At 67.0% G+C, this 20,439-nt stretch carries 21 protein-coding genes; 4 read left to right on the plus strand and 17 right to left on the minus strand.

What is annotated here, in order from left to right:
- Positions 1 to 49: 49 nt before the first annotated feature.
- Positions 50 to 1,477 carry a TolC family protein gene (locus FF090_RS09410; protein ID WP_138856479.1) on the plus strand — a complete coding sequence of 476 codons (1,428 nt, stop codon included), beginning with the start codon at positions 50 to 52 and terminating at the stop codon, positions 1,475 to 1,477.
- Between the two features lie 18 nt (positions 1,478 to 1,495).
- Entirely contained in the window at positions 1,496 to 3,880 is a 2,385-nt protein-coding gene (locus FF090_RS09415; protein ID WP_138856480.1) for a glycosyltransferase domain-containing protein, read from the plus strand.
- A 48-nt stretch (positions 3,881 to 3,928) separates the two neighbouring features.
- Here FF090_RS09415 and FF090_RS09420 read toward each other — a convergent pair whose 3' ends face one another.
- From FF090_RS09420 to gmd, 6 genes are all read right to left on the minus strand, one after another.
- On the minus strand, positions 3,929 to 4,540 hold the full coding sequence (locus FF090_RS09420) for a class I SAM-dependent methyltransferase (protein ID WP_138856481.1): 612 nt from the start codon (positions 4,538 to 4,540) through the stop codon (positions 3,929 to 3,931).
- A gap of 47 nt (positions 4,541 to 4,587) precedes the next feature.
- Positions 4,588 to 5,697, minus strand: a complete 1,110-nt coding sequence (locus tag FF090_RS09425) for a DegT/DnrJ/EryC1/StrS family aminotransferase (protein WP_138856482.1) — start codon at positions 5,695 to 5,697, stop codon at positions 4,588 to 4,590.
- Positions 5,694 to 6,245, minus strand: coding sequence for a class I SAM-dependent methyltransferase (locus FF090_RS09430; RefSeq protein WP_138856483.1), 552 nt, complete (start codon positions 6,243 to 6,245; stop codon positions 5,694 to 5,696). Before FF090_RS09430 ends, FF090_RS09425 begins: the two co-directional genes overlap by 4 nt.
- 79 nt (positions 6,246 to 6,324) lie before the next feature.
- On the minus strand, positions 6,325 to 6,741 hold the full coding sequence (locus tag FF090_RS09435) for a cupin domain-containing protein (protein WP_138856484.1): 417 nt from the start codon (positions 6,739 to 6,741) through the stop codon (positions 6,325 to 6,327).
- Entirely contained in the window at positions 6,734 to 7,663 is a 930-nt protein-coding gene (locus FF090_RS09440) for an NAD-dependent epimerase/dehydratase family protein (RefSeq protein WP_138856485.1), read from the minus strand. The genes FF090_RS09435 and FF090_RS09440 overlap by 8 nt, the downstream gene beginning before the upstream one ends.
- Positions 7,660 to 8,739, minus strand: coding sequence for a GDP-mannose 4,6-dehydratase (gmd, locus tag FF090_RS09445; RefSeq protein ID WP_138856486.1), 1,080 nt, complete (start codon positions 8,737 to 8,739; stop codon positions 7,660 to 7,662). Before gmd ends, FF090_RS09440 begins: the two co-directional genes overlap by 4 nt.
- Positions 8,740 to 8,914: 175 nt before the next feature.
- On the opposite strand from gmd, the gene FF090_RS09450 reads away from it, so the two are divergent.
- Both FF090_RS09450 and FF090_RS09455 read left to right on the plus strand, forming a co-directional pair.
- Positions 8,915 to 9,691, plus strand: coding sequence for a hypothetical protein (locus FF090_RS09450; RefSeq protein ID WP_138856487.1), 777 nt, complete (start codon positions 8,915 to 8,917; stop codon positions 9,689 to 9,691).
- 25 nt (positions 9,692 to 9,716) lie between these two features.
- A complete protein-coding gene (locus tag FF090_RS09455; protein WP_138856488.1) occupies positions 9,717 to 10,322 on the plus strand; it encodes a phage tail protein in 606 nt (201 codons plus the stop codon).
- A 43-nt stretch (positions 10,323 to 10,365) separates the two neighbouring features.
- On the opposite strand, the gene FF090_RS09460 is transcribed toward FF090_RS09455, so the two are convergent.
- The 11 genes from FF090_RS09460 to FF090_RS09510 all read right to left on the minus strand — a co-directional run bounded on the left by FF090_RS09460 (position 10,366) and on the right by FF090_RS09510 (position 20,400).
- Entirely contained in the window at positions 10,366 to 11,403 is a 1,038-nt protein-coding gene (locus FF090_RS09460; protein WP_138856489.1) for an RNA methyltransferase, read from the minus strand.
- Positions 11,404 to 11,447: 44 nt separating this feature from the next.
- Positions 11,448 to 12,134, minus strand: coding sequence for a glycine-rich domain-containing protein (locus FF090_RS09465; protein ID WP_138856490.1), 687 nt, complete (start codon positions 12,132 to 12,134; stop codon positions 11,448 to 11,450).
- Between the two features lie 78 nt (positions 12,135 to 12,212).
- The gene (locus FF090_RS09470) at positions 12,213 to 13,097 is read right to left on the minus strand and encodes a transketolase family protein (RefSeq protein ID WP_138856491.1); all 885 of its coding nucleotides are present in this window, start codon (positions 13,095 to 13,097) and stop codon (positions 12,213 to 12,215) included.
- Positions 13,090 to 13,896, minus strand: a complete 807-nt coding sequence (locus FF090_RS09475; RefSeq protein ID WP_138856492.1) for a transketolase — start codon at positions 13,894 to 13,896, stop codon at positions 13,090 to 13,092. The genes FF090_RS09470 and FF090_RS09475 overlap by 8 nt, the downstream gene beginning before the upstream one ends.
- 10 nt (positions 13,897 to 13,906) lie before the next feature.
- Positions 13,907 to 14,839, minus strand: coding sequence for an FkbM family methyltransferase (locus FF090_RS09480; RefSeq protein WP_138856493.1), 933 nt, complete (start codon positions 14,837 to 14,839; stop codon positions 13,907 to 13,909).
- The gene (locus FF090_RS09485) at positions 14,836 to 15,843 is read right to left on the minus strand and encodes an NAD-dependent epimerase/dehydratase family protein (RefSeq protein WP_175423600.1); all 1,008 of its coding nucleotides are present in this window, start codon (positions 15,841 to 15,843) and stop codon (positions 14,836 to 14,838) included. Before FF090_RS09485 ends, FF090_RS09480 begins: the two co-directional genes overlap by 4 nt.
- Positions 15,840 to 16,259, minus strand: coding sequence for a hypothetical protein (locus FF090_RS09490; RefSeq protein WP_138856495.1), 420 nt, complete (start codon positions 16,257 to 16,259; stop codon positions 15,840 to 15,842). Before FF090_RS09490 ends, FF090_RS09485 begins: the two co-directional genes overlap by 4 nt.
- On the minus strand, positions 16,243 to 17,616 hold the full coding sequence (gene rfbH / locus FF090_RS09495; protein ID WP_138858340.1) for a lipopolysaccharide biosynthesis protein RfbH: 1,374 nt from the start codon (positions 17,614 to 17,616) through the stop codon (positions 16,243 to 16,245). Before rfbH ends, FF090_RS09490 begins: the two co-directional genes overlap by 17 nt.
- Before the next feature lie 5 nt (positions 17,617 to 17,621).
- Positions 17,622 to 18,689, minus strand: coding sequence for a CDP-glucose 4,6-dehydratase (gene rfbG / locus FF090_RS09500; protein ID WP_138856496.1), 1,068 nt, complete (start codon positions 18,687 to 18,689; stop codon positions 17,622 to 17,624).
- A complete protein-coding gene (gene rfbF, locus FF090_RS09505; RefSeq protein WP_138856497.1) occupies positions 18,647 to 19,423 on the minus strand; it encodes a glucose-1-phosphate cytidylyltransferase in 777 nt (258 codons plus the stop codon). Before rfbF ends, rfbG begins: the two co-directional genes overlap by 43 nt.
- Positions 19,420 to 20,400 carry an FAD-binding oxidoreductase gene (locus tag FF090_RS09510; RefSeq protein ID WP_138856498.1) on the minus strand — a complete coding sequence of 327 codons (981 nt, stop codon included), beginning with the start codon at positions 20,398 to 20,400 and terminating at the stop codon, positions 19,420 to 19,422. Before FF090_RS09510 ends, rfbF begins: the two co-directional genes overlap by 4 nt.
- Between the last annotated feature and the right edge of the window lie 39 nt (positions 20,401 to 20,439).

Below are 20,439 nucleotides of genomic sequence, written 5' to 3' on the forward strand. Positions count from 1 at the left end.
GTGTATCTGGTGTGATTCCCCCTGTCGCCGTGCGTCTGTTGGGTCCGCCATGCCTGCCTCATTTCCGCGTTTGCTGTGTTGCCTGTTGCTGCTGACGGCCTGGGCCGGTCCTCTGGATGCGGCTGGTGTGGGCAAGGGTGTGGGCAAAGGCAAGGCCCGGGTCAAGCCGGCAACGGCTCCCGCAGTGGCTGCGGTGGCGACATCGGGGCGCTGCGGAGACGATGAAGGATTGCGCCTGCAGCGCGAGCCGGCATCGCCGGGCGAGTTGCAGCTGGCGCAGACCGACCCGCGCGCCTACCTGATTCAAGTGGCCGAGTCTGCTCAAGCGCGCAGCAAGCAGGTCGGGGTGGCCGCGCTGCTGGCACAGGTCGCTCAGGACGATGTGCGCGATGCCGAGTTGGCCCATTGGCCGGAGGCCCACCTGACCTTGACCGGACTCTACGCCGGCAGCACCCTGCGCGGCATTCGGCAGTCAGCTGCCGAGGAGGCGCGCGCGGCCCTGCAGGTGGGCGGTCCGATCTGGGACTGGGGACAGCGCAAACAACTGGTGGAATGGCGGCGCCAATTGCATGAGGCCGCCCAGGCGGCGCGCCAAGGCCAGGCCGAGCAGGTGGCCCTGCAGGCCGTGGCCCTGAGCCTGGACCGCAGCCGCTATACCCTGCAGTTGCAGGTCTATGGCCAGTACGTGCGCAAGATGGCGTGCTTGGTGGAGTCCCTGGACGCCATCACCCAGTTCGACCCCGGGCGCTCCAGCGAGCTGGTGCAGGCGCAAAAGCAGCAGCAACAGGCCGAGCTGGCGATGGTGGGCACGCAGGACGTGCTGCGCAGCACCGAGACGCGCCTGCGCCGCCTGCTGGGTGACCCGCTGCCGCCCGCGGCGAGCCTCTCGGCCGTGCTGGCCCGGGTGCCTGAACTGGCGCAGCTGCAAAAAGACTTGACCGCGGCGCCTGAGATCGGCGCGGCCTCGGCCCAGGCCCAGGCGGCGCGTCATCTGGCGGAGTCGGTGAACGCGGGTCAAAAGCCCCAGGTGAGCTGGCTGGCGGGGGCCAACGCCGCGCGCGGCAACGGCCACAACAGCGACTGGCATGGGGGCGTGCAGGTCACCATTCCGTTGTGGCGCGCCACCGATGCACCCCAGCGCGACGCGGCACGCCGGCGCGCCGAGGCGGCGAATTTGCAGCGCGAGGAAACCCTGGATCAGCGCCAGTGGCGCCTGCAGGAGGTGCATGACGCGGCCCAGAACGCCTTGGAGCGTGCGCGCCGCACGGCCGAACTCCTGCGCGCCAGTCAGCAGTTGCGTGGCGCGACCTTGCAGCAATGGCAGCAGCTCGGCCGGCGTTCGCTGTTTGATGTGATGGGTGCTGAGTCCGATTACTACAACCTGCGAGTGGCCCAGATCAATGCCCTCTACGATGCCCAGCAGGCCGTGGCCCTGATGGGCTCGATGGGACGGGGTGTGTTGGCCCTGCTGCGCTGAACAGGCTGAGTCAATTCAATGGCAAAGAAGATCAAGCTGGTCGTCTATACCGTCCTGACCGGGGGCAAGGAGGCTTTGGGCGATCCGCTCGAGGGCTTGAGCCCCGAGCAGCTGCAGACCGATCTGGACATCGATTGGGTCTGCTTCACAGACCGCCCCGAGCAGCCGAGTTCGCGCTGTAAGATGCGTCCGCTGCAGGAGCCGCTGCCGCCCGAGCGCAGTTCGCGCCGCCCCAAGATGCTGCCGCACCTCTACCTGGAGGAGTGGGAGTACAGCCTCTACATCGACAACATCGTGCGCTTTGCGCGCCTGCCCACGCGCGCCGAGCTGCTGGGCGAGTCCGTAGACGGCCCGCTGCTGCGCAGCTTTCGCCACAGCACCCGGCGCGATCCGGCCACCGAGGCCGAGGCCATCGTGCAGCTGGGCTATGAGACCGTGCCGGCGCTCACCCAGCAGCTGGACTACTACCGCGCACAGGGCTGGCTGGAGGGATTGGGCGAGCTCAGCACCTGCACCCTGATCCTGCGCCGCCACCACGACCCGGCGCTGCGCCGCCTGGGCGAGATCTGGTGGGAGCAATTCCTGCTCTTTGGCAAGCGCGACCAGATGAGTTTTGATGTGGCCCGTCGGCTTGCGGGCGTGGCGATCTCCCACTGGCCAGGCCTGAAGAACGACTGCCCCTGGCTGGTGAATACCGGCAATCTGGGCCCGCACCGGGTGCTGGCCAATTTCGATGCCACCCGTTACCGCTGGCGCTACCGCGACGACCCCGAGGCCCAGGCGGACCCGCGCGCGCACTATCTGCGTGTGGGCCGCGATGACGGGCGCAATCACGCCCGGCGTCTGGAGCTGCTGGAGTGGCTGAGCTGGCGCCACGGCGCCAGCTTGGGGCGAGCCCTGGCGCCGCGTCGCGACATCGCTCAGACCCTGGACGACTGGCTGTTGCCGCGCCGCATGCAGGGCGGGCGGGCGCTGGTGATCGGGGTGCACGATCACGGCAGCCAGGACGCGGCGCGCTATAGCGATGAGGAGATCAATGCTGCTTCGGTTGTGCTCTCGGCCTACCTGGGTGCCTGGGAGGGGGCCCGCTTTGACATCGCCGCTGCCGAACTGGCCCGGGACCAACAGCGTCTGAACGACAGCGAGGGACGCTTTGGCGTGGTGGTGGCACTGGGTTGCCCGGGGCCGTTGGTGATTCAACTGCTGCGTCTGGTCAGCGAGGCCCTGGTGACGGAGCAGGGTCTGCTGATCGTCGCCACCAGTTCGCCCATTCCCACGCCCTTGCTGCCCGCTACCGAGACCCTAATGGCGGGTCTCTTGGGCGCCACCGTGCAGGCCGCCGTGCAAGGCAGCCAGCACGACAGCCTGGATGCGCCTTTGCGCAACAGCCTGCTGGCCCTGGCTTGGCAGAAGAACCCGGCCGCAACGAACCCGGCCGACAAGCCCCCGGCGCCCAGCCAATCCCAACCCGCCCCCAGCCCCCAAACCATGTCCAAGCCCAGCGGCGAACGTCTGATCATTGCCTACTGCACCAGCGGCCTGGGCAACCGCCTGCGGCCGCTGGCTTCGGCCATGGCCTATGCGCAGGCCAGCGGGCGCAAGCTCAGGGTCTATTGGGACGATGTGACGCCCAATGGCTGCTTGACGCCCTGGAAGGACCTGTTCACCACCGCCATCGATCCGATCAGCCTGGACGAGATTGCGGCGTTGGATCCGACTCGCTTGGCGCTGTTTACCGAGAAAGGGCCCGGCCATGGGGTGGAGCGTGAGGCGCTGCGGCACGAGCGGCCCCAGTTGCTGAACTTGCACCGCGCCGGCGCTCGCCTGAACGGGGCTCAGGCCCTGACTCTGGATGAGGCCGCCGACATCGTGCTGGTCTACGACAACGACTATCTGCACCATCTGCCCAAACAGGTCAGCGTGGACGCGCTGCGTCAGCTCAACCCGCACCCGGCCATCCGTGCCAAGGTGATGGCCACCGCAGCGGGGCTGGGCCTCAAGCCCGCCACCCCGGCCGTGCACGCGCGGGGCACCGACTTCAATATGAAGGAGGCCCTGGCCACCTACAGCGCGTTGATCGACGAGCGCATTCCGGGCGGCGAGTTCTTCCTCTCGACCGAAGATGCCGCGCTGGAGGCCGGCCTGCGTGAACGCTATGGCGCGCGCCTAAAGAGCCGGCCGGACCGCCTGCATCTGCAGCTCAAAGAGGGCAAGACCAGTTGGAGCGACCCGGACAGCTACACCATCACGCGCGAGCATGGCATCGACGCTTTGGTGGACATCTATCTGCTGTCCAGCGTCGAGCTGGTGGTCTACCACCCCGGCTCGACCTTTGCCGAGATCGCACGCCATCTGCACGGGTTGCTGCAGGGTCTGCCGGCGCCTCAGGTGGCTTGGGATTGATTTGAAAGCACGGACGACCACCCGGCCTCGAGCCGGGTGATCACTCCCTCATTCCTTGCGCAAGAACAGGGTCCAGTAGGTGGGCCAGTTGGCTTGGGCGAGGAGGCGGTCCTCAATAACCTGGTAGCCGGGGCCGAACAGGGCCACCACGTCGCGGCTGTCGCGCAGGGTGTTGGCGGCCCATTGGTCGTTGTCGGGGTGGGGCAGGCCCTCCGGCGCCACCGAGAGGTGCAGCAAGATGTGGGCGCCGGGTCGCGTCACGCGCTTGATCTCGGCCACGAAGCGATCCGGATAGAGGACGTGGTCGAAGATGTTGGAGAACACGAAGTCGTAGCTCGCGTCAGTGAATTGCAACTGGTGCACGTCGCCCTCCAGCACCAGGGGCGGGGTGGCCACCAGGTCGATACCCAAGGCCCCGCTCACCCCCATCTCACGCAGCACATGCACTTCCTGGCCGGTGCGCGCACCCAGGCACAGGGCGTTGCTGCAGCCGGCCAGAATTTCCTTGTAGGGCCGAAAGTTCTCGCGGAAGCCCGCGCAGTCCGGCTCCCACAGGTCCGTCAGCAGCTTGGTGTAGAGCGGCGTGCCGTGGTCGGCCTTGCTCTTTTGGTGGCGGATGTAGTCCTCGTAGCTGGCGTAGGCGCGGGTTTCGATGGCCATGGGTTTCCTCCGGGTCAGTCTTTGAGTGTCCAGGGATGGGGCGTGCGTCAAGCGCCGTAAAAGCGCCGAATCTCGGTGCAGATGCGATCGATCTGGGCATCGACGAGCTGAATCATCGAGGGCAGCCACAGGCCCTCGCGACCGATGGCTTCGCTGATGGGATGGCTGCCGGGCAGGTCATACGCCTTTTGCCGATGGATCGGCGGGTACATGGTGCGGGTGCCAATGCCCTGTTGCTTCAGATGCGTCGCCAACTCGTCGCGCCGCTCGAAGCGGCCGTCAATGAACCAGGGTGTGCAGAGCCGGGTGTCGTGGTCAAACAGTTGCACGCCGTCCACCCCCTTCAGCCCCTCGGCATAGCGCTGCCAGATGGCCTTCTTGCGCGGAATGCGCTCCGGCAGCTGGCGCATTTGCGCCAGGCCCACACAGGCCTGCAGCTCGGTGAACTTGAAGTTGAAGCCGATGCTGTCGTGGATGTCGGTGCCACCGCGCGCGCGGCCGAAGTCTTTCAATCGTTTGAGCTTGTCGGCCAGTTCATCGCTGTCGGTGATCAGCGCGCCGCCTTGGCCGGTGCTGATGATCTTGGGCGCTGAGAAGCTGAACGAGCCGATGGCGCCGGCGCGGCCGATATGGCGCCCATCGGCGTACCAGCTGCCTAGAGACTGCGCAGCGTCTTCGATCAAGGCCACACCGGTTTCGCGCGCCAAGGCCTCGAAGGCCTCGATGCCGCCTGCCGCAGCGGAAGGCGCGCGGCCATTGGCGCTGACCAGCATGATGGCGCGGGTGCGCGGCGTGATGGCCCGGCGTACGGCCTCGGGGTGCAGGATCAGGGTGTCGGGCTCGACGTCCACGAACACCGGTTTGGCGCCCAGCATGTGCACGCTGTTGGGCGTGGCAATCATGGTGTAGTTGGGGCAGATCACCTCGTCACCCGGGCCCACGCCCAGGGCCAGGGCGGCCAGGCTGAGACTGACCGTGCCGTTGTTGACGACGATGCAGTGCTTGGCGCCCGTGAATTCGGCGATGGCCTTCTCAAAGGCCGCCGTGCGCTCGAACTCGGTGAAGAAGCCGTCCTCATCGAGGTAGCTGATCAGCTCCGCCTTCTCGGCGGCGCCGAATAGCGGACGCATTTGGGGGATGAAGTCCGTATCACTCATGCTTTGATCGCCTGAAGATTGAGCGAAACCAGCAGGCCGCTCTCTTTTTGCATGTGCGGGAAGTAGGCCTGCGAGTGGTCGTCGATGTGGGCGTGTTCGGTCTGGCGCCAATCCCAGCGCTGGGCCTGCGCAAAGCCGTTCTCTTGCAGCAGCCGGGTCAACGAGGCCTCGTCGTAACAGGTGCGGTGGTAGAGGCACTCAGGCCCGCTGGCGGTCTGAATCTCCATGCGGCCATAGAGCGGACCCAGCACGCGTTCAATGGCGCCGGTCTGGCGATAGATCTGGATCAGGGCTTCGAAGTCGGGCACGGCCAGGCGCAAGTGGCCGCCCGGGGCGAGCACGCGGCGCCATTCCGCCAAAACGGCCGGTGCCTGCTGGCGATCGAAGTACTCGAAGGCGTGGCTGCAATAGATCAGCTCGGCACTGCCGTCAGCGAGAAAAGGCAACTGGTCGATGCGGCTCTTGTGATCGATATGTGGCAGGTCGCACAGATCCACATGCACCCAGCCGGGGAAGTGGCGGTGCCAGCAGCCGAGGTGCAGCTTCATACTGGCTCCCGCCGGGCCGCCCCAAGGGAGCCGGAGCCCCCTCGGGGGGTGACGACCGCAGAGAGGCTGGGGGTTGTCGTCATGCCAGTCGTCTCCGATCCACATCGGGGCCGAGGTAAGGCCCGTTCTTGATTTCCAGCACCTGGGTGCCGTCCTCAAGAATGTCGTAGCCATGGCCGCCGCGCAGCAGCACCAGCACGTCGCCCTCGCCAGCTTCCAGCGTCGTCACCAGTTGGTCATCGGGCGTGTAGACGCGGGCGCGCAGACGGCCGCGGCGGATGTAGAGCACCTCTTGCGTCCAGGCCACGTCGCGATGGGCTTCGTTGTGGCTGTGCGCCAGCAGTTCCTTGCCGGCGGGGTAGGCCCAACTGCCGACTTGGATGAAATCGCTGTCGGGGCTGAAGAACTTCAGACCCGAATTGGCGTCATGTCCCCAGGCCTCGCTGGCCGGGATATGCCGGGCCAGCACCAGGCCCTCGTGGATCACTTCATGCATGGTGGTTCTTCAAATACCAATCGATGGTGTCGCGCACGCCCTGGCGAAATTCGCGCTTAGGGCACCAATTCAGCAGCGCCTGGCCGCGGCTGCCGTCCACCGTTTTGTAGGGCGCGCCGTCGGGTTTTGAGGGGTCGGTGAGCAATCGACCGGTGTAGCCCAGTTCGTCCGCGATCAAGCGCGCCATCTCCAGGATGCTGATGCCGCTGGCCACGCCAATGTTGATGGGGTCGGAGCAGGGCGGGGCGTCCAGGGCGCGCACCAGGGCCTCGGCGCCGTCCTGCACGTGCAGCCATTCGCGCACCGGCGTGCCCGTGCCCCAGATCACCACCTCGGGTGCGCCCTTGCGCTTGGCCTCGTGGATGCGATGCACCAGGGCACCGAGAGCATGGCTGCGCTCGGGCTCGAAGTGGTCGCCCGGTCCATACATATTCGAGAGGATCAGATTGATCGAGTCCAGCCCGTGCTGCTGCTGGTAGGCGTAGGCCCCCACCCAGCTGGCCTTGCGTGCAAAGCCATAGACCAGCACCGATTCATGCAAGGGGCCATCCCAGAACTCATCTTCCTTGAATAGGGTGGCGGCTCCCGGGTAGGCGCAGTTGCTGATGGGGTTGACCAGGCGTTGGACACCCGCCAGCTTGCTGGCCTCCAAGAGGCTGAGCGTCATCGCCAGGTTGTGGTGGAAGAGCTCGGCCGCATGCTTGAGTCCGAACTGAATGCCGCCCACAAAGGCCGCACAGTGAATGACCCGCCGCTGAGCTTGGCCCTCGAACACCCGCGCGAACAGGGCTTGGGTAGCGGCCGGGTCGCGCAGATCGACGCCGAGGCTGAGCGAAGTCTGCCCAAAGGCCAGCCCCTTTTGCTCCAAGAGCGCGCAGACATGCCGGCCCAGGAAGCCGGTGGCGCCGGTGACGAGGATCATGGCTGTGGCCCGGAGCGCATCGCCCCTGGAGGCACATAGCCGTCGCCGCCGTAGTCGTCGAACGCCAAGTCGTAGCGCACCATCAGGTCTACCAACTCTTGAAAGCTGGTGCGCGGCTGCCAGCCCAACTCGGCGCGCGCCTTGGCCGGGTTGCCCCATAGCAGCTCGACCTCGGCGGGGCGGAAGTACTTGGGGTCTACCAGCACCCGGGCCTGACCGGTCTTGCGACAGATGCCGCGCTCGTTCACGCCCTCGCCCTGCCAGTCCAACTCGATGCCGGCCGCGCGGAAGGCCAGGGTGGCGAACTCGCGCACCGTATGGGTCTCGCCCGAGGCAATCACGAAGTCCTGGGGGCGCTCCTGTTGCAGCATCAGCCACATGGCTTCGACGTAATCCTTGGCATAGCCCCAGTCGCGCTTGGCGTCCAGATTGCCCAGGGCCAGGGCCTGCTGACGACCCTGGGCGATGCGCGCGGCGGCCTTGGTGATCTTTTTGGTTACGAAGGTCTCGCCGCGACGCGGGCTCTCGTGATTGAAGAGGATGCCGTTGCAGGCATAGAGCCCATAGGCCTCGCGGTAGTTCACCGTGATCCAGTAGGCGTAGAGCTTGGCCGCGCCGTACGGACTCTTGGGATAGAAGGGTGTGGCCTCGCTTTGGGGGGCCGTGTCGGGCAGGCCGCCAAAGAGCTCGGACGTACTGGCCTGGTAGTAGCGCGGCTGAATGCCAAGGTCCTTCACCGCGTTCAGCAGGCGGATCGTGCCCAAGGCATCGACCTCGGCGGTGTATTCGGGGACTTCGAAGCTCACCGCCACATGGCTTTGCGCCCCGAGGTTGTAGATCTCGTCGGGCTGGATGCGGCTGAGCAGCGAGTGGAGATTGCTGGAGTCCGCCAGGTCGCCGTGGTACGTGAACAGGCGCTCGTGGTGAATGATGTGGTCGATGCGGGTGCTTGTGAAGACCGAGCTGCGGCGCAGGATGGCATGCACCTCATAGCCCTTGTCCAACAGCAGTTCGGCCAGGTAGGAGCCGTCTTGTCCGGTGATGCCCGTGATAAAGGCCTTCTTCTTCGAGCTCATGCGCACGCTTCTTCTTCGCAGGAAACCAGCCGGCATGATGCCTTGCGCGTCAAGCCCGGAGCCCCGGATCTGGGGGGGATAGCCCGCCCAGGCGCGGCGATTCAAGGGTTATCCGCATTGCTGCTGACCTGGGGTGCGCGCACCGTGAAGTACTTCACGGACTCAGGAGTGGCCGATGCGATCGATTCGAATCTTGGTGCTGGCCTTGGCCAGCAGTTGCGGCGGGGTCTGGGCGGCGGCGATCCCGGGTGATCTGGTCATCCAAGCCAGCTCCTCGTTTGACCTGGACGCCAGTACCGATGCCGCCAATGGCGGCGTGCAGAGTGGCAGCCTGAACCGCATCGTCGGCGGTGTGGCCGGCTCGATGGCCATGGCCGGCAGCTGGCAGGCGGGCGGCAGCTTCGGTCCGGGCAGCTTTTTGCTGACCCAGACCGGCGATGGTGTGGGCGCCAGTTCAAGCATCGGTGGCACGGTGGTGGATGCCACGGCCGGCAAGCTCTGGGGCGACTACAGCTTTGCGCTGACCAACAACTCGGCCACCACCACCTACTCGGTGCTGTTCCGTGCCACCGTCAGCAGCAGCGCCTCGGCCAGCGGCGCTGACGCCTATTCCTACGCCAATGTCAGCGCACTGGAGAACTTCAACGAGTTCTGGTTTCACAACCGGCAGGTGGACACCCTGAACCCCGGCAACAACACCGGCCTGACCGGCACGGCGTTGGCGACGTTCGTGGTGACCTTGCTCCCTGGTGCCAGCTACAGCTTTGATGTGGAACACAGCCATGTGGGCGGTGTGTTTGCACAAGGGGCGTTCTCCGGCAGCCTGGACGGTTTCTTCTCCATCGACACCGTGCGCAGTTCGGGCGGCCCGCCCAATCCCGTACCGGTGCCGGGCGCCTTGGCTTTGAGCTTGCTGGGGTTGGGCTTGCTGGCTCAGCGGCGTCGGGTTTGATCGCACTTTTCACAAAGGAATAGTCATGAAAACGAATGCTTTGCGCGCCTTGGTTTTGTGCGGATTGGGCCTGGGAACGACCCTGCCCAGCCTGGCTTGCAGCGGCGAACCCGTGATGGGAATGATCTGCACCACCGCGGCGAACTTCTGCCCGCGCGGCACGCTGGAGGCCAATGGGGCCTTGCTGGCGATTGCCCAGAACACCGCTTTGTTCTCCCTGCTGGGCACGAACTACGGCGGCGATGGCCGCGTCACCTTCGGCCTTCCCGACCTGCGGGGGCGTTCAATGGTGGGCGCCGGTATGGGGCCTGGGCTGACACCCATGACGCAGGGCGAAGCGTCGGGCTCCGAGAACATCACTCTGACGCTGAATCAGATGCCGATGCACACCCACACTGCGGTACAGCGCGGCACGGCCAGCGCCGGCAACACCGACAGTCCCAGCGGCGCGGTTCCCGCCAAGCTGGCGCGTTCCAATAACTACAGCAGCGGCGCGGCCGACGCCAATATGGGTGCCAACAGCATCACCGTGGGGGCGGCGGGCGGCAGCCAGCCGGTGGCCATTCGCAATCCCTATCTGGTGCTCAAGCACTGTGTGGTGAGCGAGGGCATTTACCCGTCGCGCCCGTAAATCCCGCGACGCCTCAAAAGGGGTGGCCGAGGCCACCCTTTTTTCATTGTGCCGGCCGATGCAGCTTGATGGGGCGCTCGGCCTGGATGCGCGCCCGCAACTGGCCGCAGCCGCCTTCCACATCCTGGCCGGCCGAGTCGCGCAGCTTGGTCAGGATGCCGCGCTGGTGCAGGCGGCGCACCATGTCGCGGCAGGCCTCCCATTCGGGCCGCTCAAAAGGCAGGCCCTCCACCCGGTTGAAGGGGATCAGATTCAGCACCCCGTAGCGCCCACCCAGCAGGGCCACGATCTCGTCGTCTTCGGCATCGTTGACGCCGGCCAGCAGGGTCCATTGGTACTGGACGGGGTAGCCGCTGGCGCGGCCGTAGGCGTCGGCTCGCCCCACCAGCTCCTGAGGGCTCAGACGGGGGGCACGCGGTAGCAACTGCTGGCGCAGCGCGGCGCGCGTGGTGTGCAGTGAAAGGGCCAGGGCCGGCTTGACGCTGGCCGAGGCCAGGCGTTCGAAGGCCCGCTCGTCGCCCACGGTGGAGAACACCAGGCTCTTGTGGCCGATGCCGCCCTCCGTGCCCAGCACCTGAATGGCCTCCAACACCGCTTCGAGGTTGTGCGAGGGCTCGCCCATGCCCATGAAGACCACCTTGTTGACGGCCCGCAAGCCGCGCGCCGCCGCCACCTGGGCCAGGATCTCGCCGGTGCTGAGCTGCCGGATCAGGCCGCCGGTGCCCGTCATGCAAAAGCCGCAACCCACCGCACAGCCGACCTGAGACGACACGCACAGACCCCAGGCCTTGTCGCGCTGCGGCAAGAGCACCGCCTCGACCGACTGCCCGTCCTTGAGCGTGAACAGCAGGCGCTCCGAGCCATCGGCGGCCGGCTCCCGGGTGTGCAGGCTCACCAAACCCTGCCATTCGGCCATCAGGCCGGGCAGGGCCTCGCGCAGGGCCTTGGGCAAAAAATGTTCGAGGGCTTTGCGGCCCTGGGTGAGCGGGATGGCCTGCAGCCAGTGGCGCAGCACCCGGCTGCGGTGCTGGGGCAGGGCGCCGAGTTCGGCAAATCGGGCATCAAGATCGGCGAGCTGCATGGGGCGGATTGTCGGCGCAGCCTCTGCGGCCCCTTGAACGACGCTCAGTCGCCCCCGTCGCCTCCACTGCCGTCGCCACCATCCGCACCGCCGCGGTCGTTGGCGTTGCCGCCCGCATCGCTGCGCTCCGAACTCCAGGTCCCGCCATCCCCACCGCCGCAAGCCAATGCGCTGCCGCAATGGGTGTCGCCGCGATCCCGGCTGAGCAGGCTGCAATCCGGCACGTAGCGGTAGCCCCCCACGATGCCCAGCTCAGCGTCCAGTGCGAACAGCAGGGGCAGGGCAGTCGGCCGGTGGGGGTCAATGCTCTGTTCATTGCAGGCGCCCAGCCAGGCCCGGCGCAAGCCCTGATGCAAATGCCGTGTGGACTGGCCTTTGGGCAGGCTTTCGGCCGGGGTGTGGTGCAGCATGCGTCCAAAGGCACGCTGGCAGAAGCTGGCGTAGGCGCGGGTGTCGAGGATGAAGGCGTGCCAGGCGGCATCCACGGCCTTGCTGGGCATGGCCACGAAGCGCCCCGACGCGCGGGCGCAAATGCGGAAGTACTGGCGCAGGCCGTCTGCCACGCGCTCACGGTCCGCCGCACTCCAGTCCGGATGGGCCTGCTGCAGCTGGGTCAGCACGCTGCGCGGCAGCTGGGCCTGGCTGATGAAGTTCAGGCGCCAGCCCCGGCGCCAGTGCAGGAAGGCTGCGGCGGCCAGGACCAGCATGAGCAGGAAGAGGGCGACTTTCATGTCTGCTTCTTGTTGTTCTTCATGCGGCGCATGCTGTCGGGCTCGTGTGACGGCTTGGTGACAGAGAAAGCCGTGTACTCAGCCCGGGCTCAAGCCCCCCAGGCGATTGAGCGCGGCCTGCGAGCCCACCTCGCCGCAGACCTTGGCGTCCAGGCCGCGCAGGCGCAGCCGGCCGGCCAGGCCCGCGGTACTGGCGGCCTCCAGCAGCCAGGAGCCGAAGCCGCCGTCGCTGAGGTGGTCTTCCAGCGCGATGACTTCATTGAAGGCGGCAATCTGCTCGGCCTGCAGGGCCTTGGCGGCAATGCCCCAAAGCGGCAGGCTGTAGACGGCGCAGTCTTCGTGCCCCGGTTGCTGCGCCCAGGCCAGGGCGGCCGCCAGGGCCGCACCGGTGCTTAAAAGCGCGCGCCGTGGGTTTGCCGGGCCTTGGATGCGCAGCCAACGGCCGGCCTCCAAGGCAGGCGGGTTGGCATGCAGGGCGGGTTCACCCGCCTTGCCCAAGCGCAAATAGCTGGGGCCAGGTTGGCGGACCAGATGGCGCAGACAGGCCCGCACTTCCATCGGGCAGCCGGGGGCGGCAATCGTCATGCCGGGCAGGGTGCGCACAAGCGCGTAGTCCTGCACCGCATGGTGGCTGTAGCCCAGATTGCCGTAAGCCAGACCACCGCCGACGCTGACCACCGTGACCGGCAGGCCGTGATACGCCACGTCGTTGCGCAATTGCTCGGCGCAGCGGAAGGTGGGGAAGTTGGCAATCGAGTAGGTGAAGACGTGAAAGCCCTCGCTGGCCAGGCCGGCCGCCAGACCGGTCATGTTCTGTTCGGCCACACCGGCGTTGAAGAAGCGCTGCGGGAATTCCTGCTCGAAGGCTTCGACCACGGAGTAGCCGAGGTCGCCGACCACCAGTGCGATGTGGGGGTTGCTGCGCGCCAGCGCGCACAGCTCATCAATGAAGGCGTTACGCATCTCCGACCTCACCCAAGGCCTCGGTCAACTGCGCGTCATTCGGGCTGCGGTAATGCCAGGCCACGCTGTCCTCCATGAAACTGACGCCTTTGCCTTTCGTTGTGCGCGCGATGACGACCAAGGGTTGGTGCGGGTGAGGGCGGTTCAGCGCCTCGCGCAGCGCCTGCGGGTCATGGCCATCGATCTCGGCCACGGCCGCGCCAAAGGCTTTGAACTTGTCGGCCAGCGGCTCCAGGCGCAGGGTCTGGTCCACCGTGGTCAGGCTTTGCAGGCCGTTGGCGTCGACGATCACGCTCAAACTCCCGAGCCGATGGTGGGCGGCAAACATCAGCGCCTCCCAATTCGAGCCTTCGTCCCATTCGCCGTCGCTGGTCAGCACCACGGTGCGCCAGCTGTTGCCCTGGGTCTGGGCGGCCAGGGCCTTGCCGACGCCGAAGGGCAGGGCGTGGCCCAGGCTGCCGGTGCTGAACTCCACGCCCGGCACCTTGTGCGAAATGTGGTTCATCAGCCGGGCGAAGTCCTGGCCATAGGTCCCCAGCTCGTCCACCGGGAAGAAGCCGCGCTCGGCCAGGGCGGCGTAGACGACCACGCAGGCATGGCCCTTGGAGAGCAGGAAGCGGTCGCGCTCGGGCCAGCCCGGATCCTCGGCGCGGACCTTCAGCCAGCCGCCCTCGGGGGCATAGAGCAGGGCGACGATGTCGGCGATCGAGAGCGCCGAGCCGATGTGGCTGGCTCGTGCCCCATGCACCATGCGCAGGGCATGGGCGCGGATGCGGCGGGCGAACGCTGTGGGCTTCATGGAGTGGCTTTCATTCCGCGTCCAGCAGCTCGGCAATCAGTGCGGCGTGCGCCTGGCGGTGCAAAAAGGCGTAGTTCGTCTCCACCGTCTCATCCGTGACGACCTCGATTTCGCGCAGCCCATACTCGCCCACGCCCCAGCAGCCATAGCCCAGCCCGGCGAAGAAGGCGATCACGTCGTTCGGGTGGTAGCCAAAGGGCGCGCTCCATTTGCGCAGCAGCTCGGTGAAGACGCGCGGTTTGTGGCTGGCCAGCAGTTCGCGGCCGCCCTGGAAGACCAGCAACTCGGCGCCCTCCACATCGCATTTGATGAAGTCCGGGCTGGCGCCGGTGTTCTGGGCCCAGGCATCGAGCGTCAGCGCCAGGCCAGTGATGCGCCTCGCATCGCTGCGTGCCGCCACATTGCGCAAGGACGCATTGGTGCCGTTCTCGGGGGCGATGAAGAACTCAAAGCTGCCACTTTCGTTCGAGAGTCCGTGGGCATAGCAGCGCACTCGCTCGCCCAGGGCGTTGAGCGCCACATTGCGGCTTAGGAACTCGAAGCTCAGCGGCAGGGGCTCGAAGGCGTGCACGTTGGCCGTGGGTTCTCGCTGCGCCAATCTCAAGGCGTGATAGCCGATGTTGGCGCCGATGTCCAAGATGCACTTGGCGCCTGCTGCCAGGCGGTTCATCAGCGCGGACTCTTCGGGTTCGTAGGCGCCGAAGTTCAGGGTCTCGAGCGGCGCCACGCGGGCTTCGTTCGCCGGGCACCACAGGGCCACGGCCTCGTCGCCCATCACGTAGCGAATGCCCTCGCCATCGATCAGGATCTGGTGCACCTCGCTCTTGATCAGCGGCGGGATCAGCGCAAAGAGCTGCTGGTGAACCTGGTTGGCCTGCGCAATGAAGTCGGCCTTGCTCAAGGTGCCGGCCTCGTACTGGGCCTGCAGATCGGTCAGATTCATGCCTCGCTCCGGCGGATGTGTTCGATGAAACGGGTGAAGCCCTCGCGCGCCCCGATTTGCGGCTGCCAGCCCAAGGCTTGCAGGCGGCCGATATCGGGCACCAGCCGATTGAAGGGGCTGGGCAGGTAGCCGCCCGGCGGAGGCCGCTGCTCCAGCCGGGTGGGCAGGCCGAGGTCTTGGCCAATCGAGACCAGCAACTCGGCCAGTTCCCTGACCGATAGCTCGGCCTGCGGATTGGCCAGGTTGTAGGGCGTGGCGGGTTGGCCCTTGAGCAGCACGGTCAGCAGGCCCTCCACCGCATCGTCGGCGTAGCAAAAGGCGCGGCGGGCGCTGCCGTCGCTGGTCATCACCAGGGGCATTCCACGCGCTACGGCGAAGGCGAAGTCGGCAAACACGCGGCCGTCTTCGGCGGTTAGGCCCGGGCCATAGGTATGGAAGGGCCGCACGATGTAGGTGGGCAGTCCGTGCTGCTGGTGCCAGGCCACGCACAGGGTCTCGCCCAGGCGCTTGCTCTCGGCATAGCAGGCGCGCAGCGAGGCGCAGTCAACCCGGCCGCCGTCGGTCTCTGCCAGCGCCGTCTCGGAGCTGACCGTGCCATAGACCTCGGAGCTGGACACGAAGACAAAGCCCTTGGCGCCGGCGGCTTGGGCCGCTTGCAAGAGCGCGGCCGTGCCGACGGCATTGGGCATCAGGGTGCCCACGGGGTCACTGCCGTAAAAGCGCGGGCTGGCCTGGGCAGCGGCGTGGATCACCTGGTCCACCGGCCCGCCCAGGTCCGGCACGGCGATGCGGTTCAGGTCCCATTCCAGGAACTCCACGGCAGGCGCGATGTCGGCCAAGCGGCTGCGGGCCCGTGCCGCGTTGCGCACCAGGGCCACGATGCGTGTGCCTGGCAGGGTGGCCAAACGGCGCGCCAGGGCGCCCCCCAGAAAGCCGGCCGCGCCGCTGATGAGGATGCGCTGGCCCGCCAGGGACTGCAGATCAAGCGGCGCAGCAAGGCTCACAGCGGCAGCGACTCGTATTTGTGGCGCAGCTCCAGATAGATGCTGCGGCAGTGCTCAAAGTACTCGCGCTCTTCGCGCTCTTGCTCGCGGGCCGCAAAGGCCGTCTCGGCCGGCGTGGCCTCATCCACTTGCACCACTTCGATGCTGACCCGGTCGCCCACGCCCAAGCCGTCCTGGTGCAGCCAGCGGGGGTGTTCTTCCGATTCTTGGGGGCCGCGGCGGGTCAAGCCGCCGAGGGTTAGAAAGATGTCCAGCGGCTCTTTCTCAGGGTCAACCTGGCTGCGCGGGCCCAAGGGGCCGGTGCAGCTGAGGATGGCGTTGAGCACGCCCAGGTCGTCGCCGGCGGCCAGCACCGGGGTTTGGTGGTTGATCTGTACCTTCAGGCCAATCATCTTGCGGTCAAAGTCCAAGTCCAAAAAAGAGTTCGATGCGCTGAGCGATGTAGTTCAGCTTGGCCTCATCCAGTCCGGGGTGCACGCCGATCCAGAAGGTGCCCTTCATCACCGCGTCGGTGTTGGGCAAATCGCCCACGCAGCGGAAGGTCTGGCTCTGCATATAGGGCTGACGCGTGAGGTTGCCCGCGAACAGCAGGCGCGAGCCGATGGCGTCTTGGTCCAGATAGCGCAGCAGGTCCACGCGCTGTACGCCGCTCTCGGGCTTGAGGTGGATGGGGAAGCCAAACCAGCTGGGCTCGCTGTGCTCTGTCGCCTCGGGCAGCAGCAGCCACTCGCGGCAGCTCTGCAGGCGTTGCTTCAAGAAATCGAAGTGCTTGCGCCGGGTGGCGATGAAGTGCTCCAGCCGGTCCATTTGCGCCAGTGCGCAGGCGGCCTGCATGTCCGAGATCTTCAGGTTGTAGCCGTTGTGGCTGTAGATGTATTTGTGGTCATAGCCCTGGGGCAGGGCGCCCAGGCGCCAGTCAAAGCGCTTGCCGCAGGTGTTGTCCTTGCCCGGCGGGCAGTAGCAGTCGCGGCCCCAGTCGCGGAAAGACTCCGCAATGCGCCGCAGCTCGGGGTCGCGGGTGAACACCGCGCCGCCCTCGCCCATGGTGATGTGGTGGGCCGGGTAAAAGCTCAGGGTGGCGATGTCGCCAAAGCTGCCAACCTTCTGCCCGCGATAGGTGGCGCCCAGCGCGTCGCAGCAGTCCTCGATCAGCCACAGCCCGTGCTGCTTGCAAAAGGCCGTGACGGCATCCAGGTTGAAGGGATTGCCCAGCGCGTGGGCAATCATCACGGCCTTCGTCTTGGGGCTGAGCGCGGCCTCCAACTGGCTGACGTCGATGTTGTGCGTGGCCAGGTCCACATCCACAAACACCGGCACGGCGCCGAACTGCAGTATGGGGTTGACGGTGGTGGGAAAGCCCGCCGCCACGCCGATGACCTCGTCGCCGGGGCGGATGGCGCGTTCACCCAGGCGCGGCGAGGTCAGGGTCTGGAAGGCCACCAGATTGGCCGAGCTGCCCGAATTCACGGTCAGCACATGGGGCACGCCCAGGTAGGCGGCCAGACGCAACTCGAACGCAGCGTTGAAGCGCCCGGTGGTGAGCCAGCCGTCCAAGGAGGCATCCACCATGGCCTGCAACTCGGGGGCCCCGATCACCTTGCCGCTGGGCGGCAGCACGGTCTTGCCGGGCTCGAAGGCGCGCGGTGCCTCGTGCGTGAGTGCCGCGTACTGCGCGACGAGACCGCGGATCTGCTCGCGCAGGGCGGCGGCCTCCGGGCCCTCGTTGGCGGGCGGGGCCAGGGGCGCGGCGTTCAGATGGGCTTGGGGCTGCATGGGAATCATGAAGGGGCGTATTGCTCAATCTGCTGCAGGCTGAAGGACTGCATGTCCTGGCCGGCGCGCCAGGCTTGATGCCAGGCCAAGGTAGCGGCCAGGGCCTGATTCAGCGGCCAGCGCGGTCGCCAGCCCAGGCGGTGCCGGGCCCGGGCAATGTCCAACTCGAGCCGCCCGGCCTCGTGCGGGTGCTCGCCGCTCTGCACGCTGGCTTGGGCACCCAGGCCGCGCACCAGCTCGATCACGGGTTGAGCGTCGGCGACCTCGGGGCCGAAATTCCAGGCGGCGTCCAGACCGGCTTCGCCCTCCAGCAGGCCGGCGGCCAGGCGCAGATAGCCGCTCAGGGGTTCCAGCACATGCTGCCAGGGGCGCACGCTGGCCGGATGGCGCAGGGGCACGGGCCGGCCGGCGTCCAGGGCCTTGAGGATGTCGGGCACCAGGCGCTCGGCCGCCCAGTCGCCGCCGCCGATCACATTGCCGGCCCGGGCGCTGGCCAGGCGCAGGCCTTGGTCCGTGAAGAAACTCTTGCGAAAGCTCTCCACCACCAGCTCGCAGGCGGCCTTGCTGGCGCTGTACGGGTCGTGCCCGCCCAAGGCATCGCTTTCGCGATAAGGGTGGTCCCACTCCTGGTTGGCGTAGACCTTGTCGGTGGTGATGACAACGGCTGCCCGGCAGGCCGTGCCGCGCAGGGCGTCCAGCATATGCACGGTGCCTTGCACATTGCTGGCCCAGGTGCCCGCGGGGTCACGGTAGCTTTCGCGCACCAGGGGTTGGGCGGCCAGATGCAGCACCAATTCGGGGCTCACGCGGGCCACGCAGGCCTTGATGGCGGCGGCATCGCGCAGGTCGGCGCGGGTGTCGCTGGCCAGAACCTCGGCCACGCGAGCGACCTCAAAGAGCGCGGGCTCAGTGTTGGGGTCCAGCGCAAAGCCGTGTACCTCGGCCCCGAGCTGATGCAGCCACAGGGCCAGCCAGCCGCCCTTGAAGCCGGTGTGGCCGGTCAGCAGGACACGGCGGCCGCGCAGGGTGTTCAGCAGGTCCAGCTTTTCCACGGTGCCTTTCCGCTGGCCCACAGCTCTTCCAGCAGGTTCTTGTCGCGCAGGGTGTCCATGGGCTGCCAGAAGCCGTCATGGGCAAAGGCCATCAGTTCGCCCTGCTCGGCCAGGGTCGCCAGCGGCTTTTGCTCCCACACGCAGTCGTCGCCGTCCAGCAGGTCCAGCACCTGGGGCGAGAGCACGAAGAAGCCGCCGTTGATGCGTCCGCCCTCGCCGCGCGGCTTTTCCTGGAAGGCACGCACGCGATCACCTTCCAGGTCCAACGCCCCAAAGCGGGCCGGTGGGAACACCGCGGCCAGGGTGGCCTGCTTGCCGTGCTGCCGATGAAATTCGAGTGAGGCGGAGATGTCGATGTCCGACACCCCGTCGCCGTAGGTGAAGCAGAACGCCTCGCTGTTCTCCAGGTAGCGCCGCACGCGCTGCAGGCGCCCGCCGGTCATGGTGTGTTCACCCGTGTCCACCACGGTCACGTTCCAGGGCTCGGCGCGCTTGTGGTGCACCTCCATGCGGTTGGAGCGCATGTCAAAAGTGACGTCGCTCTGGGTCATGAAGTAGTTGGCGAAAAACTCCTTGATCACATGGCCCTTGTAGCCGCAGCAGATCACGAAGTCATTGATGCCATGCTGGGCGTACATCTTCAGGATGTGCCAGAGGATGGGGCGCCCGCCGACCTCGACCATGGGTTTGGGGCGCAGCGAGGTTTCCTCGCTGATGCGGGTGCCCAGGCCGCCGGCCAGGATCACGGCTTTCATGCTTCTTCCCCCTTGTCTTGGCCGGACGCCACAAAGGCATCGGCATGGAATTCGCGCTCCGGCAGGCCGCGTGCCAGCAGCAGGGCGCGAGCGGCGTCCAGCATGGCCGGGTTGCCGCAGGCGCGCACGGTCCAGGCGGACAGGTCGCCATCCGGCAGGTGCTGCTGCAGATGACCAGTCCGCGCCGCCCCGGCCTCGCGCGAGCACACGGGCCAGAACTCGACGCCGGCGGGCGGCTGCCAGTAGATGTCGTCGGAGCGGCGATTGCCCCAGATCAGCAGGGTGCGACTGGGGCGCTGCGTCATTCCTTCGAGCATGGCCTTGATGGGGGCGATGCCGGTTCCGGTGGCCAGCAGCAGCAAAGGTCTACCTTCGACCTGGCGCAGATGGAAGCTGCCGCGCGGGCCTTGCAGGTGCAGCAGTTGCTCGGGCTGCAGCTGATCGAACAGGAACTCGCTCATGGCCCCGCCCGCCACCCGGCGGATGTGCAGTTCGATGCGACCGTCCGCGCGCGGCGCATTGGCGATCGAGTAGCTACGCCGCAGGCCGCCCGGGGCGATGAGGTCCAGGTATTGCCCGGGCAGATAGGCCAGGCGCGGCTGCAGGGGCAGGCGCAGGCTCAGGATCAGCAGGTCGGCGCGACGCTCAAGCCTCTCCACCCGAGCCGGCAGGGTCAGGCTGCGCAGTCCCGCAAGTTCGGCCTGATCTTCCAGATCCAGCTGCAGCTCGCAATCCGGCGCGGCGGCGTCGATGCAGCTCAAGGACCAGCCGGCGGCGCGCTCTTCGGCACTGAGGACTGTGTCGGTCCGCAGGGGCAGCACCTGGCCGCGCAATACCCGGGTCTTGCAGCTGCTGCAACGGCCGCTGCGGCAGGAGTGGGGCAGGGCCAGGCCAGCGGCCGCGGCGGCGTCGAGCAGGCTCACGCCTGGGGGAGCTTTGAAGCTCTTTTGATTGGCCAGGGTCACGGTCGCCGTCATGGCGCGGCATGGTAGCCGTGCGCCATGGCGCTGAAGGCC

The organism is Inhella inkyongensis (assembly GCF_005952805.1).
In the GTDB taxonomy this organism is placed as follows: Bacteria; Pseudomonadota; Gammaproteobacteria; order Burkholderiales; family Burkholderiaceae_C; genus Inhella; species Inhella inkyongensis.